Consider the following 17381-nt stretch of genomic DNA (forward strand, 5'->3'; position numbering starts at 1 on the left):
GCCGAGCAGACACGGCAAGTGCCCACACTCCGTCCAGTGCGTGATCGAGACAGGACTCGCCAAGGCGTTTCGATGACGCGTCCGCTCGGCCACAGCCGAGGCTGCCCCTCGCCCCCTCGCCCCCTCGCCCCCTCGCCCCCTCGCCCCCTCGCCGGGATGCCGACCCTGCCGCGCTCATGGTCACACCTTTGTCTCGCCGTCGTCACCGTTGGGCTGGGCCAGCTTCCGTAGATCCTTCTCGATCTCGGTGCCGACGCCTGGCAACGCCGTGCCATGGAGGTCATGGATACCGCCCTGGTGGAGTCCCGGCCGCTGAGTGCCGGCGAGGTCGCACGGTGGCAGTCGCTGCTGGCCGAGACGATGGGCGGCGCACCAGATGCTGAAGCGCTGGAGCTCGTGCGGCGCCGTAACCGCGAGCTCGCCCTTCCCGCGGATGCTACGGAGTGATCGGCGGCAGAATTTTCGACATCCGCGCTGGTTGACTTCGGGTCGCGCCGTACCCACTACGCGCAAGCGGTGGTGTGGTCATCCCTAGAAGAGGGACTGGTAATCGTCGTGCCCGTACCAGCGGTCGCCGCAGCGCTCGCACAACTGCCACCTGAGCGTTGGGACGTCATCGACGTGCTGCTCGGCATGCCGATCACGGTCGTGACCGAGCTGACCCGGGGCACCATTCCGGCCCTCGCCGAGGTACTGGAGCCTGCTCAAGGGCGCGCCGCGTACGCTGGGACGGCGGGCGCTGTAGTGATGGCGGCGCGGCAATGAGGCTGGCCGGTCCTGACGAGCGATCCTGCTCCGTTGACAGCATTGTGGCCCACCGTTCGCATCGACCCCTTGCCGTAGCCCGGACGCCTGGCCCCTTCCGCGACATCTACGAGGCTCACTACTGAGTCAGCCCGGCCTGGGCGAGCGTCGAGCTGGGCGGACACGGCCCGCGCCTGACTTGCGTGACAGATATACGAATTCAGGCGCGGCCGTGCAGTCGGCCCTGCTCGTTGCGTCCGATCGGGGGCGGGACAGCTCTGCCGGTATGCCGCTTCGGGGATGTATCGCTGCCACTCCTGACGAGTGAACGGCTGAACCGCGATGTCGCAGACTGCCCGAAAAAGATCAGGTGGCAAGGCGACGTTCCATATCCGCACCGTCTTGTCGGTGCTGGCGGAGGCCAGGTGGGTGCCGCCTGGGCTGAACGTCGCTGAGCGCACTTGGTCGGTGTGGCCGGCGAGAGGAGAGCCTGGCGCGGGGACGGCGGCGGGGGCAGACTGGCGGGGGGTGGCGCTGGATGTCCAGGACTTTGTGCGCTTCCGGACCGTTCCTGGAGGCGGGGGCGATGAGCGGACGGCGTGTGGCGGTGCTGGTGACGGCGGTTGTGGTGGTCGTCGTGGCAGTGGTGCTGGCCGTGTTGCGTTGGGACGACGCGAACAAGCTGTCCACCGCGTTGTCCGCCCTGGCCGGGCTGGCGGCCGTCGGGGTAGGCGTGTGGGCGGCTTTGCCGGGCTCGTCGGGGCGGCGGCGGGTTCGCGCCTCGCGTACCGGCAAGGCCACGGCCGGGCGCGGCGGCCAGGCCAACACCGGGGTGATCGTCGTCAAGGGAGCCAAGACAGCCGAGGCAGGCGAGGGTGCCGTGGACGACGTCCGCGCGGACAAGACGGGTGATGCGGACGCCAGCGGCGGGGGTGACGCGAACACCGGCGTTCGCCTCGACTGATGGGCAGGCTCCGCTTCTGGAGGCCTGCTTTCCTGGCGAACCGCACCGGCGACGCCATCACGGGTGACGGTGGTTTCGCCAACACGGGCGTCATCACCGTGGTCAACGCGGCGGAGCGGCCGCCCGCCCGGTCGGCGTACCTGCACCAGGTCAGGCAGATCTTCCCCTGGGAGCTGATCGGCCGCGAGGAGGAGCTGGCGGAGCTGACCACGTTCTGCACCGCCGCGGACGGGCCGCCGTACGTCCACTGGCAGGGCCCCGCGTGGGCGGGCAAGTCGGCGCTGATGGCCTGGTTCGTCCAGCATCCGCCGCCCGGCGTGCGGCTGGTGTCGTTCTTCGTCACCGCCAGGTACGCGAGCCAGAGCGACGCGGCGGCCTTCCTCTCCGTCGTGACCGAGCAGCTCGCGGAGGTGGCCGGGCAGCCGATGCCGGACCTGATGACCGACTCCAACCGGCAGGCGCACCAGACCCCATTTATCGCCGGAACTTACAGGCTGACCGCCCACCGAGTACCGGCGGCGCAGCCGATCAGCCGGCCATGCCCGGCTCAGTGCCCCGGGCGAGCCGAAGAGTTCCTGACCTGGCCGGCGGGGTCCGGTCTGACCGGACCTCGCCGGTGGTGTTCAAGTGCTCAGCCGGTGAAAGCCGCGCTGTGAATGTCTACAGGGTTGGCGGGATCGTCGGTGGTCACGCCGTACACGGCCGTGAAGGACGTCGCGCCGACCGAAACGAGGCCGGTGTAGTCCCCGATCAGGCGTCCCACGCTCGTCGCTGGAACTTTCCGCCCGTCGAAGGGCCCCTCGATGTGCTGCTCGCGCCACGGCCCGGACTGCGTGCAGTCGTCGGTGCAGGTGACGGCCCACACGTCGGTGGGCAGGGTCGCGGGGTCAGAGGTGTTGTTGCGGAAGTCGTAGTAGGTGACCGCCACGGTGCCCGTCCGGGACGCGGCGACGACCGGTACCGCGGCGGAGCCGGTGGGCGTCTTGTCCACGCGGACCGGGCTGGACCAGGTCTTCCCGCTGTCCGTCGACCGCGAGTAGGCCACGTGGAAGGTGCCGTCGGATTCCTGGCTCTGCCAGACGGCGTTCACCACCTTGGTGCCCGGCTGGGCGGCCAGCAGTGGCAGGGAGGCGTTGCGGATCGGGTCACCCGAGTTGTCCGGGTCCGGGATGCGGGGGCCCACCGCGAGCGGGGCCGGAACGTTCAGCGTCGGCGCCGACCAGGTCTTGCCGCCGTCGGTCGAGCGGATGACCTGAGTCGCACCCTCGGTGTCCGTCTCGTGGTGCATGCCGATCAGCAGTGTCCCGTCCGCGAGCGGCACCAGTTGGGTGCCGATGACGCCGCTGTTGTTGGGCACGTCGTAGACCTTGCTCGTGGTCCAGGTGCGCCCGTCGTCGGTCGACTTCGCCAGGTAGATCGGCTGCACCCAGCCCGCGTCCGTGCTGTCGATGCGGTCCCACACCGCGTAGACCACGCCCGGGTGGTACGGGTCCGCGGTCACCGTCGGGCGATCGTTGAAGAAGCGCGGGTTGTCGTCCCGCTGCAGGGTGACCGGCGCGTCCCAGTGCTTGCCGCCGTCGGCGGACCGGGACACCAGGATGGCGGTCACGTCGCCGGCGCGGGACAGCGAGAACGACGCGGCCACCGCCGCGCCCGACGGCGTGACCGTGACCCAGTTGTCGGTCGTGACGTCGTAGTCCCCGCCGTTGGCGGCCGTGCCGCCGTTGCAGCGGGAGAAGGCCGGCAGGTTCTTGGACCGCTGCCAGGTCTTGCCGTAGTCGTCCGACACGGCGGTGACCGCGCCGTTGCTGCCGTACCGGTTCCAGCGGTCCTGCTGGAACACGGTGACGAGGTGCCATGGACGGTTCGGGTCCCGGGCCAGCATGGGCAGAACTTCGGCGTTGGGGTTCAGGGTGTAGCCGTCGGCGGGGGGAAGCCCGCAGCCTGCGGGCAGCGGGCTGATGCCCGAGACCGGCCGTACGACGGGTGCGGCACCCTCGGCGGCGGCGGGCTGCGCGACGGCGCAAACGAACAGGAGGGCCGCTGCGGGCAATAATGCCCTGGAGCGTCGAATCACGAGCCTTCCTCGTCTTTGTTGATGGGGCGTCTATGGGGAGCGTCGCCGCCTCGCCGGAGGGCGTGGCGTCCCCCGGCACGGCGGCCAACGACACAGGGCAGATTACTGCTTCATGATCAGTTTCGTCAGCCACTCCTGTCAGCCCGTTCCCGGCCGGCGCGGCGGCCGTCAGGTGATGACGGTGACCCGGTCATGGCGTGACGGGCCGATCTCCTTCTGCTCGCGCAGATAGGCGATGAACTCCTCGTGATCCCGTAGAGTGCCCGCCCGGAGACCGGGGTTCGCGACGGCCGGGATCGGGGTTCCCCCTGCGCCCATCACCATTTGGCTGATTTGTCGCACTGGCGTGGGAGCATGACGTCATGGCGACCTCCAAACAGCCGGTGACGGTCCCGACCGACGCCAGCGTGGACGATTTCCTGGCCGCAGTCTCTGACGAACGCCGACGCGCCGACGCGGAGCGCCTCCGCGCGATCCTGCGCGAGGTGACCGGTGAGCCTGCGGTGATGTGGGGCCCCAGCATCATCGGCTTCGGTAGCTACCGCTACACCTACGCGAGTGGGCGCACGGGTGACTGGCCCTTGGCGGGCTTCTCACCACGCAAGCAGCAACTCGTCGTCTACCTGGTGGGTGGGTTCGAGGAGCGGCACGCATCAGTGCTCGCCCGCCTCGGCCCGCACAAGACCGGAAGGGGATGCCTCTACCTGAAACGGCTCGACGACGTCGACGAGAGCGCGCTGCGCGAGCTCATCGACCGCACGGTGCGGGTGCACAAGGGCGTCGACCGGGCCACCAATCGCAGTCAATAGCGGTAGTTCATGACTCCGGGCTGAGCCGTACACCTCGCATCTCAGGTAATTGGCCAGTTGCTGTTCGCGGGGCTGTCGGGGTTGACGTTGGCCGTTCCTTCGGGCGATCACAACCGACCCCGGAAGGCCTTCTGGTGATCTTCTCTGGGAATCGAGAACCAGCCACTTCTCAGGTGCCGGGCGGCTGCTCGCTCCTTGAGCCTCCCGTGCTCGCTGGCCCTGTTTGATCGGCTGGTCGCATCACTTCGTCACGACACAAGGGATTCTGAACTTCCACCCCGGGGACCTGCCGCCGGTGAGGTCATCCTGCAACCGTGAGCACGATCTTTCCGATGGTACGGCCGGTCTCGCCGAGCTCGTGAGCCTTGGCCGCCTGCTCGAACGGCAGGACGGTGTCGACCTCGACGCGCAGCCGCCCCGTATCGACAAGCTTGGCGATCGTTGCCATCGCGGCATTGTCGGGCTCGACGAGGAGGGAGCCCGCCCAGATGCCGCGCTCCCCAGCCTGCCGAAGGAGGTCCTCGTCAGGCTCCGAAGCGAGCCGGACAAGGGTGCCACCGTCGCGCAGCGTCCGCAGGGAACGCACCCCATAGTCGCCACCGATGCTGTCGATGACCAAGTCGACGTCGCGGACCGTCTCGGCGAAGTCCCTCTCGGTGTAGTCGATCACGTCGTCGGCACCCAGCTCACGCACGAAGGCGTGCTTGCTCCTACGAGCGGTACCGATCACGTACGCGCCGAGATGCTTGGCGAGCTGCACGGCCAGATGGCCGACCCCGCCGGCTGCGGCATGGATCAACACGCGCTGGCCCGGCTGCACGTTCGCGGTGTCGTACAGGACCTGCCACGCGGTAAGCGCCGCCAGCGGCAGCGCCGCGGCGTGCACGTGGTCAAGTCCGGCCGGCTTACGGGTGAAGTGCCGCGAAGGGGCGGTCACGTACTCGGCATAGCCGCCCGCCTTGTGCGGGAAGCGCGGCATACCGAAGACCTCGTCACCCGGCCGGAAGCGAGTGACCCCCAAGCCCACCGCCTCGACCACTCCTGACACATCCCAGCCGAGGATGGCGGGCGGATCGCTCAGCAGCCTGCCGTGCGTCCGTGACTTCCAGTCCGTCGGGTTGACGCCGGCCGCGTGCACCCGGACCAGGACCTCCGTCGGCATCGGCTCAGGACGGTCCACCTCGGCCAGGGTCAGCACCTCGGGGCCGCCCGCAGACTCCTGGATGATCGCGCGCATCCGCGCCGCCGTCGTGTCTTCGCTCATGGGAAGAACGCTCCTTCAAAGCCGGAATGAGTGCGCCGCCGACTGCGGCGCCGGTGACCAGCCTCCGCGATGGGCCGGCCCGGAAGAAGTGGCATGATTGCCATTGTGCGCAAGGATCACGCCATGCATCGCGTCGTCGTACTCGCCCTCGACGGCGTGATCCCGTTCGAGCTGAGCATCCCCTCCCGCGTCTTCGGCACCGCCGTGGGCCCGAACGGCGAACCGCTGTACGAAGTCATCACCTGCACCGCCGACGGCCGCCCCGTACGGACCACGGCGGACTTCACCATCGCCGTCGAGCACGGAGCCGAAGCCCTCGCAACCGCGGACACCCTGATCATCCCCGCCGCCTACGGTTCCGAGATGATCCACGAGCTGGGACGGCTGCCGGACCCGCTCCACGCCGCGCTCGCGGCCGTGCGGCCGCGCACCCGCATGGTGTCGATCTGCGTCGGGTCGTACGTGCTGGCGGCGATGGGTCTGCTCGACGGCCGCCCGGCGACCACACACTGGGGCCATGCCGAACACTTCCAGCGGCTCTTCCCCCGTGTACGGGTGGATCCGAATGTCCTGTTCGTCGACGATGGCGATGTGCTGACTTCGGCGGGCGCGGCGGCCGGGGTGGACTTGTGCCTGCACATCGTCCGCCGCGACCACGGGAGCGAGGTGACGAACCAGGTGGCTCGTGGCTGTGTCGTCCCGCCCTGGCGCGAGGGCGGCCAGGCCCAGTACATCAAACGGCCTGTGCCGGCGCCGTCGACGGCCAGTACCGCGCACACCCGCGCCTGGGCCCTGGAACGCCTTCATGAGCCGCTGCCGCTGCCGGAGTTGGCCGCGCATGCGCGGATGAGTGTACGCACGTTCATCCGCCGCTTCCGCGAGGAGGTCGGCATGCCGCCGGGGCAGTGGCTGATCCGGCAGCGCGTGGAGCGGGCTCGTCATCTGCTGGAAGCGAGCGACCTGCCCGTGGACCTCATCGCCCACGAGACCGGCTTTGGCACGACATCCTCGCTCCGCCACCACCTGCACGCGGCGATCGGCGTCTCGCCGATGGCCTATCGGCGCACCTTCCACAGGCACGAGTCGCCGCCCGAGCACGCTGCTGAGCTGCCGTAAGTTCGCCCCGGCCGCCCCGGCTTCGCCAACGGCCTCAAGGCGCCGCGCGCCGCGGATCGTCCCCGTCGAAACGCTGCTATTACTCACCAGCAAAATCAGACAGTCGTCTGCACGGATGTCCGGAGTCCTCTGCACACAGCGGTGAGCGTCGCTGTGTCGTCAGTTGGATGACGGTGGGTTGCTGGTGGCTTCGGGAACGTAGCCGCAGAGGTGTGGGTCGCATTCGGCCTTGTGGTCTCGCCCCCAGAGGTATGTGTCGCGCTCGGTGGAACGAGCGCGGCGAACCAGCCGCAGTTGCTCCTTTCGAGGCAGGGTCGAAGGCAACGCGATGAAGGTCTCTGGAAGTACGGCGAGCATGCTGCTGACCTGTTCACCGTCGAACATCTGCCACGTGCGATGATCTTCCTGGTTCGAATGAGGTCCCAGCGCGGTTGCCGCGCCTTCCAGCAGCGCTTCCTGGCGCACGGTGTCGAAGGTCTCGTACGGGCGCCGCTTCCGGATCTGTCCGTTCCCGACCGGCGCGGCAAGGTGCTGAAACTCCTGGGCGCACAGCCGTGGCGAACATGGAAAGGGGCCGAGCTGGCCGCCATCCTCGGGATCGGGAACGTCAACAGCTTCGCGTCCAGCTGTCCCAGTGGTCCCACCAGGGTTACATCAACAAGATCGGACCAACCCTCTATGGCCCCATACCCACGAGCATTTAAGCCATTGTCAGCAGGCTCTTACTTTTGGGGAAGAAGGTGCTACGGCGTGTCCGAGCAGGGGCGGTCGCGAGTACCGTCATCAGACAAACCCCCTCCCGCCAGGCCGAACCCTTGTTCGATTGCGGTACCTAGGACTGTAGCGTGGACTCAAACACCTATGCGATGGTTTCGAGTAAAGATCTTTGCAACAGGCCAGGCTCCCTCGCGCGTCTCGGTGTTATGGAGTTCGAGGATTTCGTCCGAGCGCGGGGCGCGGCCCTGCTCCGGTACGGCTACGTGCTCACCGGCAACGCCGATGACGCGGCCGACGTGGTGCAGGAGGCGCTGCTCAAGCTGAGCGACTCCTGGCACAGGGTGCGCAACAAGGACAGTCCGGAGTCGTACGTCCGCACCGTCATGGCCAGGCAGCACATCAGCTGGTGGCGCAGGCGGCGCAGGGAGCACCTGACGGACGACGTACCGGAAGGCTCCTACACCGACAGCCACTCCTTCGGAGAGCTGTGGAAGGAGCTGGCCACGCTGCCGCGCAGGCAGCGGGCCGTCATCGTGCTGCGGTACTTCGAGGACCTGTCGGATCAGGAAATAGCCGAGATTCTCGGCATCTCCCGGGGAACCGTGCGCAGTCAGGCGTTCCACGCGCTCAACGCGCTGCGGGTCAAGCCTGAGGTGTTCGAAAGGGGACGGGCATGAGAACGGAAGACGAACTGGTCGGCGCGCTGCGGGCGGCGGCCTCGACCATCGGCGAGGAGGGCGACCTACTGGCGGCGGTCGCGCGGCGCAGGCGCCGCAGAACTTTCAGACGCGCGCAGGCCTTCGCGGCCGCGGCCGCAGTGGTCGTGCTGGGAGTGGGAGCCAGGATCGTCCTCTCCGGCGGGGGCGAGGTCGACGCCATCACACCCACAGGCCACGCAACGCCGCCCACCGCCGCCCCGTCGACAGGCAAGGGTGTGCCGGCGGAGAAGCTCTGGCCGAAGGCCGTCTTCACGATGCCCACCGCGAACGCTGACGGCTGGCGCTACCTCCCGCTCACCGGCCTGAACGCCACGGAGGTCCTGCTCTCGGCCTGGGGGCGGTTCGAGAGAAGTAGCACGCTTGAGGTGTACGACTCCGCGACGCGAAAGACCCGCGTGGTCACCAGGGTGCCGAGGACGCCGGGACTCGAGGGGCCCATCGCCCAGGTCGCGGTGACGGACGGCGGGAACGTCATCTGGATCGCGTCCGGCAGAAAAGACACCTCGAAGGTGCGAGAGATCTGGATGGCCCCGCTGGCGGGCGGCCAGGCGCGGCTGCTCGGCACGTTGAGAGGCGACCGCGTGGACATTGACGTGATCACGATCGGCGGCGACCAGGTCGTCTGGTCGGAGCGCGCCGGCGGCGTGTGGCGCATGCCACTGGCGGGCGGGAGCCCGCAACGCCTGCCGGGTGGCAAGGGCCTGCACGTGATCAGCTGGCCATGGGCTGGCGACGTGCCTGCTGACCTCAGCACCAGCAACCGCAACCAGACCAAGCTCATCGACCTAGCGCGCGGCACAACATATGCGGTGACGGTGCGGGCGGGGACGAAGGGGCTCCGGTGCGGGCCCACCTGGTGCACAGGGCGGGACGAGAAGGGCAGCTTCGTGCAGCGGATCGACGGCACCGGCGTGCGGCACGTCGGCGTCTTCGGCACCCCGACCTCGCTGTCGCTGACCCCGACCTTCGATCGGTTCGTCTATCTGCGCGACGGCGTGTACGACATCAGCACCGGCCAGGTGGCCTCGATCGGCAAGCGCAGCAGTTGGATGGCCCTCGGCTCCAGCTCCGGCCCCAGCACCGTCGCCTGCTGGGAAGGCGGGAAAGACGCCATGCGCATGCTGAACTTGGCAGCCGTCCCGCCCGCGCAATAGCGTTCGGAACCATGCGGACCTTCGCGAATGTTCAGGAGCTCAAGGAACTACGCTGGGTTGGCCGGTGCAGTGGAGGACCGTCCGGATGCTCGGAGTGTTCCTGACGGAGCATTCGCCGCCGATGCCGCGATGGACGACTTTGCGACCAGTCTGGCCGAGCTGATCGTGGCCGGGGCGTGCAACGTCGGCCTGGTCCCGATCGAAAAGTTCAACGTGCCCGCCCTGACGAGGGTGCGCTGCTGGTAGGAGGCCCAGTTATCTGGGTGCTGTTTGGGCGTTAAGGACTCTCCGGGGGCGTGGTCATGTGTGGCCCAAGAGGAAGGCGCGCACGCTTGCGGCCACCTTGTCAGCGGTCTCCTGCGGGGGCGTGCGGCGAGGGGGCGGCGGACGACAGTAGCGCCAGGAGGTGGTGGGCCGCCAGCAGCGGATCCGACACGGTGAGCAGTCCTTTGTCGGCGGCCTGCTGGAGCCGGTCGGCCAAGGCGTGGCGGACCCGCAGGGGCCCTGCCTGCTGCCAGGCCTCGATGGCGGCCAGGGGGATGTGCCCGGCCTCGGCGTCGATTTGCCGGACCAGCGCGAAGTGCACGGCGTCTTGCGGTACCGGGGTCACCATGTCCACCCCGAACTCGACGAGATCGGACTCCAGCTCGATGACCTTGCGCAGGTGGCGATCAACGATCCCGATCAGCGTCTCGAGCAGGGACACGAGCGTCTTGCGCTGTTGGAGCGTCAAGCCTCCCTCATCTCCTTCGAAGAGGGCCAAACTCTCCTGCTCGGCCTCGTCGAAGTCCTCACCGCGCAGATCGTCATCCCAATCGTCGCTCACTGGTCCGATCCCGGGCTCAGGGCCGCCAACGCGGCCGTGTGCTGCTCGTTGAGTGTCATGCGCGGCACCCGGAAGTCCCGCACCGTCCGTCAGGACGCATGGTCGCGAAAAGCTCAGCCGACTGCTCGTGATCGAGCACGTCGATCTGGATGGCCATGTGCAAAAGTCCGAGGATCTCGACCGGGCGCCGAAGCTTCGCCTCAAGGCCGTTGAAAGCCTCACCCGCGGACTCCACGTCCCCGCCGGCGAACGCCGCGACGACAGCGAGACCCCTCTGCTCCAGCAAGGGGCCGCCCTGCTGGCGAATGTCCGCCAACGACGGCGGCTGTGGCGCATCGTGGGATGCATCCCCCAGCGGAGGAGGCGGTGTCTCCGACCCAGGGTCGTAAAACCGTTCCCGGAGATGGGCCATGTCCAAGGTCCTGGGCATCAGCTCAAGAGGGACGGTGGCGCGCGGCCCGGCACCCTGCATCCATGTCGCGAGTTCTCTGTTGATGTCGCGAAGCAGGACTTCGAGCTCACGCTCCTTGATGATGTCGTGATTGACGATGTGCTCGCGAAGCGTGGTGGTCAGTCTGCTGCGCTGGGAGAGCACATCGTCGATGCCCTGCCGGATGACACCTACCGTCCCGCGCAGGCAGTTCTTTTCCGCGGAGGCGAGCGCCACCGTGAAAGGGTGATCGAGAATGGCCTGAAGATCACTCTTGAGGTCGAGGAGGAGGGCGTCATCACGCAGCAAGGTGAACGCGCCTTCGAACGCCCGGCCTTCGGCCGTGGCCGACATCAGCTGATCCGTCTTGGCGAGATACTCATCCAGCACCTCGCCGATGGGGCGGTCTTCTTCTCGGAAACTGCTGATGATCTGTCGGTGCATCTCCGTCACCGATTCCTCGACCCGCTTGAAGTCACTGGGCAATTGGTCGATGAGATCCGCAAGGTCGAAGTAGCCTTCCAGCATCCGCTCATCAGAGGCCGCGAAGACGTCTCCGCCCTCGGCAAGCCGGTCCCTTGCTGTCGTCAATTGAGCGATCTGGTCCTCGAGGCGCCGGATCCTGTCCTCGCGAACTGAACTGGCCTCAAGAGCCCAGCGGCGCACGGTCTGCAGAATCGGTGGTGGAACCGTTCGTCGCGGGTTTCTGACCGCTTGCCGTAAAGATCTTCAATACTGCATACCGTATGTGGTATGCGTGTGAGGTGGCAAGATTCCTCGACCGTTCCCGGATCGTGGCGGCACCCGGCTGGAGCCGGTGGCTGGTGCCGCCCGCCGCACTCTCGGTCCACCTGGCGATCGGGCAGGCGTACGCGTGGAGCGTGTTCAAACCCCCGCTGGAGTCCTCCCTGCACCTGTCGGGCACGCAGAGCGCCCTGCCGTTCCAGCTGGGCATCGTCATGCTCGGCCTGTCGGCGGCCTTCGGCGGCACGCTGGTGGAGCGCAACGGGCCGCGCTGGGCGATGTTCGTCTCGATGGCCTGCTTCTCCTCCGGCTTCCTGCTGTCCGCGCTCGGCGTGGCCACCCGGCAGTACTGGCTGGTCGTGCTCGGCTACGGCGTCGTGGGCGGGATCGGGCTCGGCATCGGCTACATCTCCCCCGTCTCCACGCTGATCAAGTGGTTCCCCGACCGGCCCGGCATGGCGACGGGGATCGCGATCATGGGGTTCGGCGGCGGCGCGCTCATCGCCTCGCCGTGGTCGGCGCAGATGCTGGAGTCGTTCGGCACGAGCACGGGCGGGATCGCCACCACGTTCCTCGTGCACGGCCTGGTCTACGCGGTCTTCATGACGATGGGCGTGCTGCTGGTGCGCGTCCCGGCGGAGGGCTGGTCGCCTCCGGGGTGGACGCGACCCGCGGTCGCGGTCAGGCCGCTGATCACCGACGCGGACGTCTCGGCCCGCAACGCGATCCGCACCCCGCAGTTCTACTGCCTGTGGGTCGTGCTGTGCTGCAACGTCACCGCGGGCATCGGGATCCTGGAAAAGGCCGCGCCCATGATCAGGGACTTCTTCACGGGCACGGCCACGCCGGTCGCGGTGGGGGCGGCGGCGGGGTTCGTCGCGCTGCTGTCGCTGGCGAACATGACGGGCCGCTTCGTCTGGTCGTCCACCTCCGACCTGATCGGCCGCAAGAACATGTACCGCGTCTACCTGGGCGTCGGCGCGCTGCTCTACCTGGTGATCGCGCTGGCGGGCAACTCCTCCAAGCCGCTGTTCATCGTGTGCGCGCTGGGCATCCTGTCCTTCTACGGCGGCGGTTTCGCGACGATCCCGGCGTACCTGAAGGACCTGTTCGGCACCTACCAGGTCGGCGCGATCCACGGCCGCCTGCTGACGGCCTGGTCCACGGCGGGCGTGCTCGGCCCGCTGATCGTGAACGCCATCGCCGACGCGCAGAAGGCGGCGGGGCGCTCGGGGCCCGCGCTCTACACGACCTCCCTCTACATCATGATCGGGCTGCTGGCGGTGGGCCTGCTCGCCAACGAGCTGATCCGGCCGGTGAGCGACAGGTACCACGAGAAGCCGGCCGAGCCGGCCATGGAAGGGCAGGCGACATGACGTCCAGGCGGACCGCCCTGATGGTGCTGGCGTGGGCCTGGGTCGCGCTGCCCTTCGCGTTCGGCGTGTACGAGCTGGTGCTGAAGCTCACGCAGCTGTTCGACTAGCCGAGCGAGATCCGGTCCAGGTCGGGCGCGGCCTGCGTGTCGTTGTAGAGCTTGACGGTGTTGGCGCCCGCCCGCAGCGTGACGGGCACGGTCGTGGTGTAGGGGGTGTTGTTGCCGGCGCCGCTCACCTTCACCTCGACCGGCGCCCCGCCGTTGACGCTCACGAGGTACGAGCGCTGCCCGTTGACGGTGAAGTCGATGAACATCGTGTACTGCCGGGCCTCCGGCACCACGACGTCCTCGAAGAGCACGAAGGCGTCGGGGGCGCCGCCGAGGTTGCGGACCTTCTGGCCGCCGGAGCACGGTGAGCAGTTGGTGATGCCCGCGCTGCCGAGCCCGTTGCGCGAGTCCTCGGCCTCGCGCATGGACACGCGGTCGGCGGGGCGCGGCCGGACGCGGACCTGCCGGGTGACCGTGTTGGCCCGGCCCAGCACCTCGAACGCGGCCGTCACCGGGATGTCGGCCGGTGTGACGTCCTGGCCGGGCGGCGAGGTGAGGGTCCAGGTGCCTTCGAGGGTCTGCCCGAGCCGCATCGAGGCCGCGGTGACGGGGGCGCCCTCGACGGTCCAGCCAGCGGGCGCGACCGGGGCGAGGCGCACCCGGTCGATCGCGTCGTCGGCGTCGAGGCGCAGCCTGGCCGACACCTTCATCGTCTGCTGCCCGGGGCCGGCCCACTGCAGGCCGCCGGGCTCGACGGTCATGGTCGTCTTGGGCACGTACGAGGCGGGCGGCAGCGGCGCGACCGCCAGGCGGTCGACACCCGGCCCCTTGGCCGCGTCGCTGAACAGGGTGATCGTGTTGGCCCCGGCCTTGAGCGGCACCGGCAGCGCGGTGGAGAGCGGCACGTCCGGGTTGTCCCCCGGGACCTGGACCTCCACGGGCGCGGCGCCGTTGACCGCGACCTTCAGGGAGGTGGGCGCGGCGGCCGTGTGGTCGATCTGCAGGCGGTAGTCGCCGGCCGCGGCCACCGTGACGTCCCGGTACGTGATCGCGTTACGCGCCCCGCCGCCGAGCCCGGCGACCTGCGCGTGGCCCGAGCAGGCCTGGCACAGGTCGAGGCGGGCGGCGCCCGAACGGTGCCGGCGCTCGGCCTCCAGCGGCACCGGGTCGCCGAAGGAGAGCGGGTAGCCGTCCGCGACCCTGATCTCGTCGATCTGCAGCTCCCGGAAGAAGCGCGGCGCCTGCCGGCCGGCCCAGGTGTTCAGCACCTCGAGCTTGAGGTAGCGGGCGCGGAGCTCGCCCAGGTCCACGATCTGCGTGCCGCGGGCGCTGCGCATCGCGCCGGCGCGGACGGGCCCGCCCCAGTGCCGGCCGTCGTCGCTCGCGTAGACCCGGTAGTCCTTGATCCGCGCCGAGTCCTCGGGTCGCCCGAACGTCTCCCGCGCGTACGTCGGCGACCATTCGCGCTGGCTGACGGCCAGGTACGCGGCCTTGCGCACGCGGCCGAGGTCGAGCGTCACCGAGACGGGAAGGGTCGCGCCGCTGTCCCAGTAGACCTCGTGGCTGCCGTCCACGAGCGCCGCGGCGGGGTGGCCGTCGCGGGAGGCGGTGGCGGTGGCCTTGAGCCCGTCGTAGAAGCCGGGGCGGCCGGCCGTCTCGACCTTGAACACCGTGTCGTAGTCGTCCCATCGGGTGATGCCGAGGATCGTCAGGTAGCCGCCGGACTGGCTGAAGCGCATCCGCTCGCCCGTGCGCAGGTCGCTGACCCGGGTCACCCGGTGGCCGTTGTCGCGCAGCCGCACCTGGTCCGTGCTGGGCCGGGTCACCACGTGCGCGTACTGGACCCCGGTAGATGGCGCCGCACCGCGCTCGACGGTGACGACCCCGTGGGCGCCGTCGTTCCAGAAGCCGGGCTGCAGGCCGCCGTACATGTAGCCGCCGCCCTCGGTGCCCCGCAGGGACTCCTCGATCGGCGGGACCCACGTGGACATGAAGGCGTTGAACTCCTCCTGCTGGGGCGGGAACCTGCCGTTGACCATCGGGGTCTCGGCCATCAGCGACTTCATCGAGGAGCCGGCGTTGGTGACGTAGCGGCCGGTGCTGAGGCGGAAGTCGACCGGGTGGCTGCCGCCGTCGTACCACCAGTCGCCGGTGGTGGGCAGCTTGTAGTCGGCCTCGACCAGGCGTGGCATCGGGGTCCAGGCGGCCTGCGGGTAGTCGTAGGCGGGGGTCATGCCGGTCTTCTGCTCGTTGCTGACCGTGTCCATGATCGGGGTGTCCTCGTTGTTGTTGCTCAGCAACCAGGACGGGCGCTTCTCGCGGATCTGCTCGTAGAGGCGGTTCTGCTCCCAGTACTCGTTGTCGTTGTCGATCCAGAATCCCGCCAAGTCCTGATATTTGGCCATTACTTCGAAGAAGAGGTCATAGCTATACATGCCGAACCCGGCGCGGGTGGTCAGGTCGACCTGCCGCCCCTTGTACGCCGAGTAGGCGGCCGAGTCGAGCGTCTCGACGCCCTGCTCGTTGTGCCACTGCGGGTCGTCGGTCATGTAGAGGATGACGCGCACGCCCTTGGCCTTGCCGGCGTTCACCAGCTCGCCGAGGAAGTCCCGCTCGGTGCTGCACGAACCGGGGATCCGCGACGGCCACGGCCGCGCGTACCCGAGCCTGCTGTGGAACGTCGCCAGCACGATGTACGAGGCGCCCAGCTTGCGGGCCTCGTCCACCCAGTAGTCCGGGCTCCAGCCGCCACGCGTGACGTCGCTCTCCCAGGCCGCGCAGTCGAGGTGGCGCGGCGCGGTGAACATGCCCCAGTGCAGGAACAGCCCGGCGGTGGAGTCGCGTAACCACTGCTGCCTCGGGTGCTGGACCTCCGCGCCGGCGGGCGCCGCGCACAGGCTCACGATCACAGCGAGAACGAGTGCGGCGAGGAGGGTACGGCGATGCGGTCGAAGTCTCATGGAGTCGCTCCCCTTCAGACATCCGACGAATACAGCAGCCACAGCCCTCGGTCAAGACGCTTGACGCCTGAACACACTAAGTGATCCTATGTCTCATGATAGGAAAGTTTCCTAATGGAGGGTCGATGCGATTACTCACCACGAGCGCGCTGACGGCCGGAATGCTGCTGCCCGCCCTCCCTGCTTCGGCCGACCCCGTCGAATCGGGGCCGTGGACCTCGTACTCGCCCACGTTCACCGTCCAGGAGCGGGGCTGCGGCGACGTCAGCGACCTGACGTTCACGCTGACCTGCTCGACCGGCAGCGGCGACCAGCGGGCCGAACGGCGCTACGCCACCTACTCCGGCGGCACGCGCCAGTTCGAGGGCTACTTCAAGATCACCAGCCTGCCCGGTTCGCGGATCAGCCTCAAGCAGACGTTCAAGACCACGGGCCCGTTCTTCATGCTCGCCGTCGAGCGCGGCGGGCGGCTGTACGCGGTGCACGGCGGCGACACGATCGCCACGGGGGCGACGATCGGCACCACGGTCCGCGTCAACACCGTCCACGTGGTCGGCAGCGTCCACCGCACCTATGTCAACGGGTCGCTGAAGCACACCGTGGCCAGCGAGAGCGGCAGCTTCTACGACAAGTTCGGGGCGTACCGGACAGCCAGCGGCCAGGGGCCCGCCACGGTCGAGTGGAGCGGCATCCGCTTCTGGCGTAAGTAGGGGGCGATGAGGGCCCAGATGGCATTGGTGCTGATGGCGTCGGTGACTGCCGGGTGCGCGGCTCCACGGCAGGAGCCGCCGGTCCGGCTGGAGGCCGCGCTCGTGTCGCCGACCGACATCGCGCTGCGCTGGCGGGGCCGCGATCCGGGCGCCGCCGGGCACGTGATCGAGTTCGCCACCGAGCCTCAGGGGCCGTACACGATCCTGGGCTTCCTGCCGCCGGAGCAGACCGGGTACACCCATCCCGACCTCATGCCGCGCACCACGTTCCACTACCGGCTGCGGCCCTACTACGGCGCGGCCTCCGCGCCGATAGACGTCACGCTTGGCGACGGCCCCTACCCGAAGCCCGGCCCCGGCTGGGCCGAGCCGCGCGTGATCCCGGGAGGGTCCCCCGGGACGCGGCCGGTGGGCGGCGAAGGAGCCGCGCCCACCGGCCTGACGGCCACGGTGACGCAGGCCGACGGCGTCGCGTTCCGGTGGGCCGACCAGGCCCGCGACGAGGAGGGCTTCCTGCTGGAGGACCGCCCGGCGGGCCGGCCCGACTACCGGGTGACCGCCGTGCTGGCGCCGGACGTCAACGCGTTCGGCCTGGTCACCCTGCCCGAGGAGCGGCACGCGTCGTACCGGGTGCGCGCCTTCCGCTACGGCCCGCCGTCGAACGTCGTCCGGCGGACGACCGGCGACGACCTCCCATCCCCCACCACCGGAGAAGACTGAGCTC

19 protein-coding genes are annotated in these 17381 nt (G+C 69.0%); 11 read left to right on the forward strand and 8 right to left on the reverse strand.

What is annotated here, in order from left to right; translation table 11 throughout:
- Positions 1 to 282: 282 nt before the first annotated feature.
- On the forward strand, positions 283 to 447 hold the full coding sequence (locus ACIBI9_RS49065) for a hypothetical protein (protein WP_397233661.1): 165 nt from the start codon (positions 283 to 285) through the stop codon (positions 445 to 447).
- A gap of 108 nt (positions 448 to 555) precedes the next feature.
- Positions 556 to 765 carry a hypothetical protein gene (locus ACIBI9_RS49070; protein ID WP_397233663.1) on the forward strand — a complete coding sequence of 70 codons (210 nt, stop codon included), beginning with the start codon at positions 556 to 558 and terminating at the stop codon, positions 763 to 765.
- On the opposite strand, the gene ACIBI9_RS49075 is transcribed toward ACIBI9_RS49070, so the two are convergent.
- Positions 705 to 1388 (reverse strand): WD40 repeat domain-containing protein, encoded by a 684-nt coding sequence (locus ACIBI9_RS49075; protein WP_397233734.1) that lies wholly within the window; start codon positions 1386 to 1388, stop codon positions 705 to 707. The two genes, ACIBI9_RS49070 and ACIBI9_RS49075, sit on opposite strands and share 61 nt — an antisense overlap.
- Between ACIBI9_RS49075 and ACIBI9_RS49080 the strand changes: the two genes are divergently transcribed.
- Both ACIBI9_RS49080 and ACIBI9_RS49085 read left to right on the forward strand, forming a co-directional pair.
- Positions 1331 to 1708, forward strand: a complete 378-nt coding sequence (locus ACIBI9_RS49080) for a hypothetical protein (RefSeq protein ID WP_397233665.1) — start codon at positions 1331 to 1333, stop codon at positions 1706 to 1708. The two genes, ACIBI9_RS49075 and ACIBI9_RS49080, sit on opposite strands and share 58 nt — an antisense overlap.
- Complete coding sequence (locus ACIBI9_RS49085) at positions 1708 to 2364, forward strand: hypothetical protein (protein WP_397233667.1); 657 nt, start codon at positions 1708 to 1710, stop codon at positions 2362 to 2364. The genes ACIBI9_RS49080 and ACIBI9_RS49085 overlap by 1 nt, the downstream gene beginning before the upstream one ends.
- Here the strand turns inward: ACIBI9_RS49085 and ACIBI9_RS49090 are convergent.
- Both ACIBI9_RS49090 and ACIBI9_RS49095 read right to left on the reverse strand, forming a co-directional pair.
- Positions 2340 to 3761 (reverse strand): sialidase family protein, encoded by a 1422-nt coding sequence (locus ACIBI9_RS49090; RefSeq protein WP_397233669.1) that lies wholly within the window; start codon positions 3759 to 3761, stop codon positions 2340 to 2342. The two genes, ACIBI9_RS49085 and ACIBI9_RS49090, sit on opposite strands and share 25 nt — an antisense overlap.
- A gap of 192 nt (positions 3762 to 3953) precedes the next feature.
- Complete coding sequence (locus ACIBI9_RS49095; RefSeq protein ID WP_397233671.1) at positions 3954 to 4103, reverse strand: hypothetical protein; 150 nt, start codon at positions 4101 to 4103, stop codon at positions 3954 to 3956.
- 44 nt (positions 4104 to 4147) lie between these two features.
- Between ACIBI9_RS49095 and ACIBI9_RS49100 the strand changes: the two genes are divergently transcribed.
- Positions 4148 to 4594, forward strand: coding sequence for a DUF1801 domain-containing protein (locus ACIBI9_RS49100; protein ID WP_397233673.1), 447 nt, complete (start codon positions 4148 to 4150; stop codon positions 4592 to 4594).
- A gap of 301 nt (positions 4595 to 4895) precedes the next feature.
- Here ACIBI9_RS49100 and ACIBI9_RS49105 read toward each other — a convergent pair whose 3' ends face one another.
- Positions 4896 to 5858 (reverse strand): NADP-dependent oxidoreductase, encoded by a 963-nt coding sequence (locus ACIBI9_RS49105; protein ID WP_397233675.1) that lies wholly within the window; start codon positions 5856 to 5858, stop codon positions 4896 to 4898.
- Positions 5859 to 5981: 123 nt separating this feature from the next.
- Here ACIBI9_RS49105 and ACIBI9_RS49110 point away from each other — a divergent pair, with 123 nt between their 5' ends.
- Positions 5982 to 6974 (forward strand): GlxA family transcriptional regulator, encoded by a 993-nt coding sequence (locus ACIBI9_RS49110; protein WP_397233677.1) that lies wholly within the window; start codon positions 5982 to 5984, stop codon positions 6972 to 6974.
- A 159-nt stretch (positions 6975 to 7133) separates the two neighbouring features.
- Here ACIBI9_RS49110 and ACIBI9_RS49115 read toward each other — a convergent pair whose 3' ends face one another.
- Positions 7134 to 7439, reverse strand: a complete 306-nt coding sequence (locus ACIBI9_RS49115) for a hypothetical protein (protein ID WP_397233679.1) — start codon at positions 7437 to 7439, stop codon at positions 7134 to 7136.
- Positions 7440 to 7897: 458 nt separating this feature from the next.
- On the opposite strand from ACIBI9_RS49115, the gene ACIBI9_RS49120 reads away from it, so the two are divergent.
- Together ACIBI9_RS49120 and ACIBI9_RS49125 are read left to right on the forward strand one after the other, a co-directional pair.
- Positions 7898 to 8368 (forward strand): SigE family RNA polymerase sigma factor, encoded by a 471-nt coding sequence (locus ACIBI9_RS49120; protein WP_397233681.1) that lies wholly within the window; start codon positions 7898 to 7900, stop codon positions 8366 to 8368.
- Complete coding sequence (locus ACIBI9_RS49125) at positions 8365 to 9564, forward strand: hypothetical protein (protein WP_397233683.1); 1200 nt, start codon at positions 8365 to 8367, stop codon at positions 9562 to 9564. Before ACIBI9_RS49120 ends, ACIBI9_RS49125 begins: the two co-directional genes overlap by 4 nt.
- Positions 9565 to 9910: 346 nt before the next feature.
- Here the strand turns inward: ACIBI9_RS49125 and ACIBI9_RS49130 are convergent, their stop codons facing one another.
- The gene (locus ACIBI9_RS49130) at positions 9911 to 10297 is read right to left on the reverse strand and encodes a TetR/AcrR family transcriptional regulator C-terminal domain-containing protein (RefSeq protein ID WP_397233685.1); all 387 of its coding nucleotides are present in this window, start codon (positions 10295 to 10297) and stop codon (positions 9911 to 9913) included.
- Positions 10298 to 10445: 148 nt separating this feature from the next.
- Positions 10446 to 11486 carry a DUF3375 family protein gene (locus ACIBI9_RS49135; RefSeq protein WP_397233687.1) on the reverse strand — a complete coding sequence of 347 codons (1041 nt, stop codon included), beginning with the start codon at positions 11484 to 11486 and terminating at the stop codon, positions 10446 to 10448.
- Between the two features lie 98 nt (positions 11487 to 11584).
- On the opposite strand from ACIBI9_RS49135, the gene ACIBI9_RS49140 reads away from it, so the two are divergent.
- The gene (locus ACIBI9_RS49140) at positions 11585 to 12940 is read left to right on the forward strand and encodes an OFA family MFS transporter (protein ID WP_397233688.1); all 1356 of its coding nucleotides are present in this window, start codon (positions 11585 to 11587) and stop codon (positions 12938 to 12940) included.
- A 103-nt stretch (positions 12941 to 13043) separates the two neighbouring features.
- Here the strand turns inward: ACIBI9_RS49140 and ACIBI9_RS49145 are convergent, their stop codons facing one another.
- Positions 13044 to 15947, reverse strand: a complete 2904-nt coding sequence (locus tag ACIBI9_RS49145; RefSeq protein WP_397233690.1) for a CBM35 domain-containing protein — start codon at positions 15945 to 15947, stop codon at positions 13044 to 13046.
- 125 nt (positions 15948 to 16072) lie between these two features.
- Between ACIBI9_RS49145 and ACIBI9_RS49150 the strand changes: the two genes are divergently transcribed.
- Positions 16073 to 16657 carry a hypothetical protein gene (locus ACIBI9_RS49150; RefSeq protein WP_397233692.1) on the forward strand — a complete coding sequence of 195 codons (585 nt, stop codon included), beginning with the start codon at positions 16073 to 16075 and terminating at the stop codon, positions 16655 to 16657.
- A gap of 18 nt (positions 16658 to 16675) precedes the next feature.
- Positions 16676 to 17377, forward strand: coding sequence for a fibronectin type III domain-containing protein (locus ACIBI9_RS49155; RefSeq protein ID WP_397233694.1), 702 nt, complete (start codon positions 16676 to 16678; stop codon positions 17375 to 17377).
- Positions 17378 to 17381 lie beyond the last annotated feature (4 nt).

The organism is Nonomuraea sp. NPDC050451 (genome assembly GCF_044458585.1).

Coding starts and splice junctions, on each gene's coding strand:
- ACIBI9_RS49065 (WP_397233661.1), top strand. CDS start 283: ATGGATACCGCCCTGGTGGAGTCCCGGCCGCTGAGTGCCGGCGAGGTC.
- ACIBI9_RS49080 (WP_397233665.1), top strand. CDS start 1,331: ATGAGCGGACGGCGTGTGGCGGTGCTGGTGACGGCGGTTGTGGTGGTC.
- ACIBI9_RS49085 (WP_397233667.1), top strand. CDS start 1,708: ATGGGCAGGCTCCGCTTCTGGAGGCCTGCTTTCCTGGCGAACCGCACC.
- ACIBI9_RS49095 (WP_397233671.1), bottom strand. CDS start 4,103: ATGGGCGCAGGGGGAACCCCGATCCCGGCCGTCGCGAACCCCGGTCTC.
- ACIBI9_RS49100 (WP_397233673.1), top strand. CDS start 4,148: ATGGCGACCTCCAAACAGCCGGTGACGGTCCCGACCGACGCCAGCGTG.
- ACIBI9_RS49105 (WP_397233675.1), bottom strand. CDS start 5,858: ATGAGCGAAGACACGACGGCGGCGCGGATGCGCGCGATCATCCAGGAG.
- ACIBI9_RS49110 (WP_397233677.1), top strand. CDS start 5,982: ATGCATCGCGTCGTCGTACTCGCCCTCGACGGCGTGATCCCGTTCGAG.
- ACIBI9_RS49120 (WP_397233681.1), top strand. CDS start 7,898: ATGGAGTTCGAGGATTTCGTCCGAGCGCGGGGCGCGGCCCTGCTCCGG.
- ACIBI9_RS49125 (WP_397233683.1), top strand. CDS start 8,365: ATGAGAACGGAAGACGAACTGGTCGGCGCGCTGCGGGCGGCGGCCTCG.
- ACIBI9_RS49145 (WP_397233690.1), bottom strand. CDS start 15,947: ATGAGACTTCGACCGCATCGCCGTACCCTCCTCGCCGCACTCGTTCTC.
- ACIBI9_RS49150 (WP_397233692.1), top strand. CDS start 16,073: ATGCGATTACTCACCACGAGCGCGCTGACGGCCGGAATGCTGCTGCCC.
- ACIBI9_RS49155 (WP_397233694.1), top strand. CDS start 16,676: ATGGCATTGGTGCTGATGGCGTCGGTGACTGCCGGGTGCGCGGCTCCA.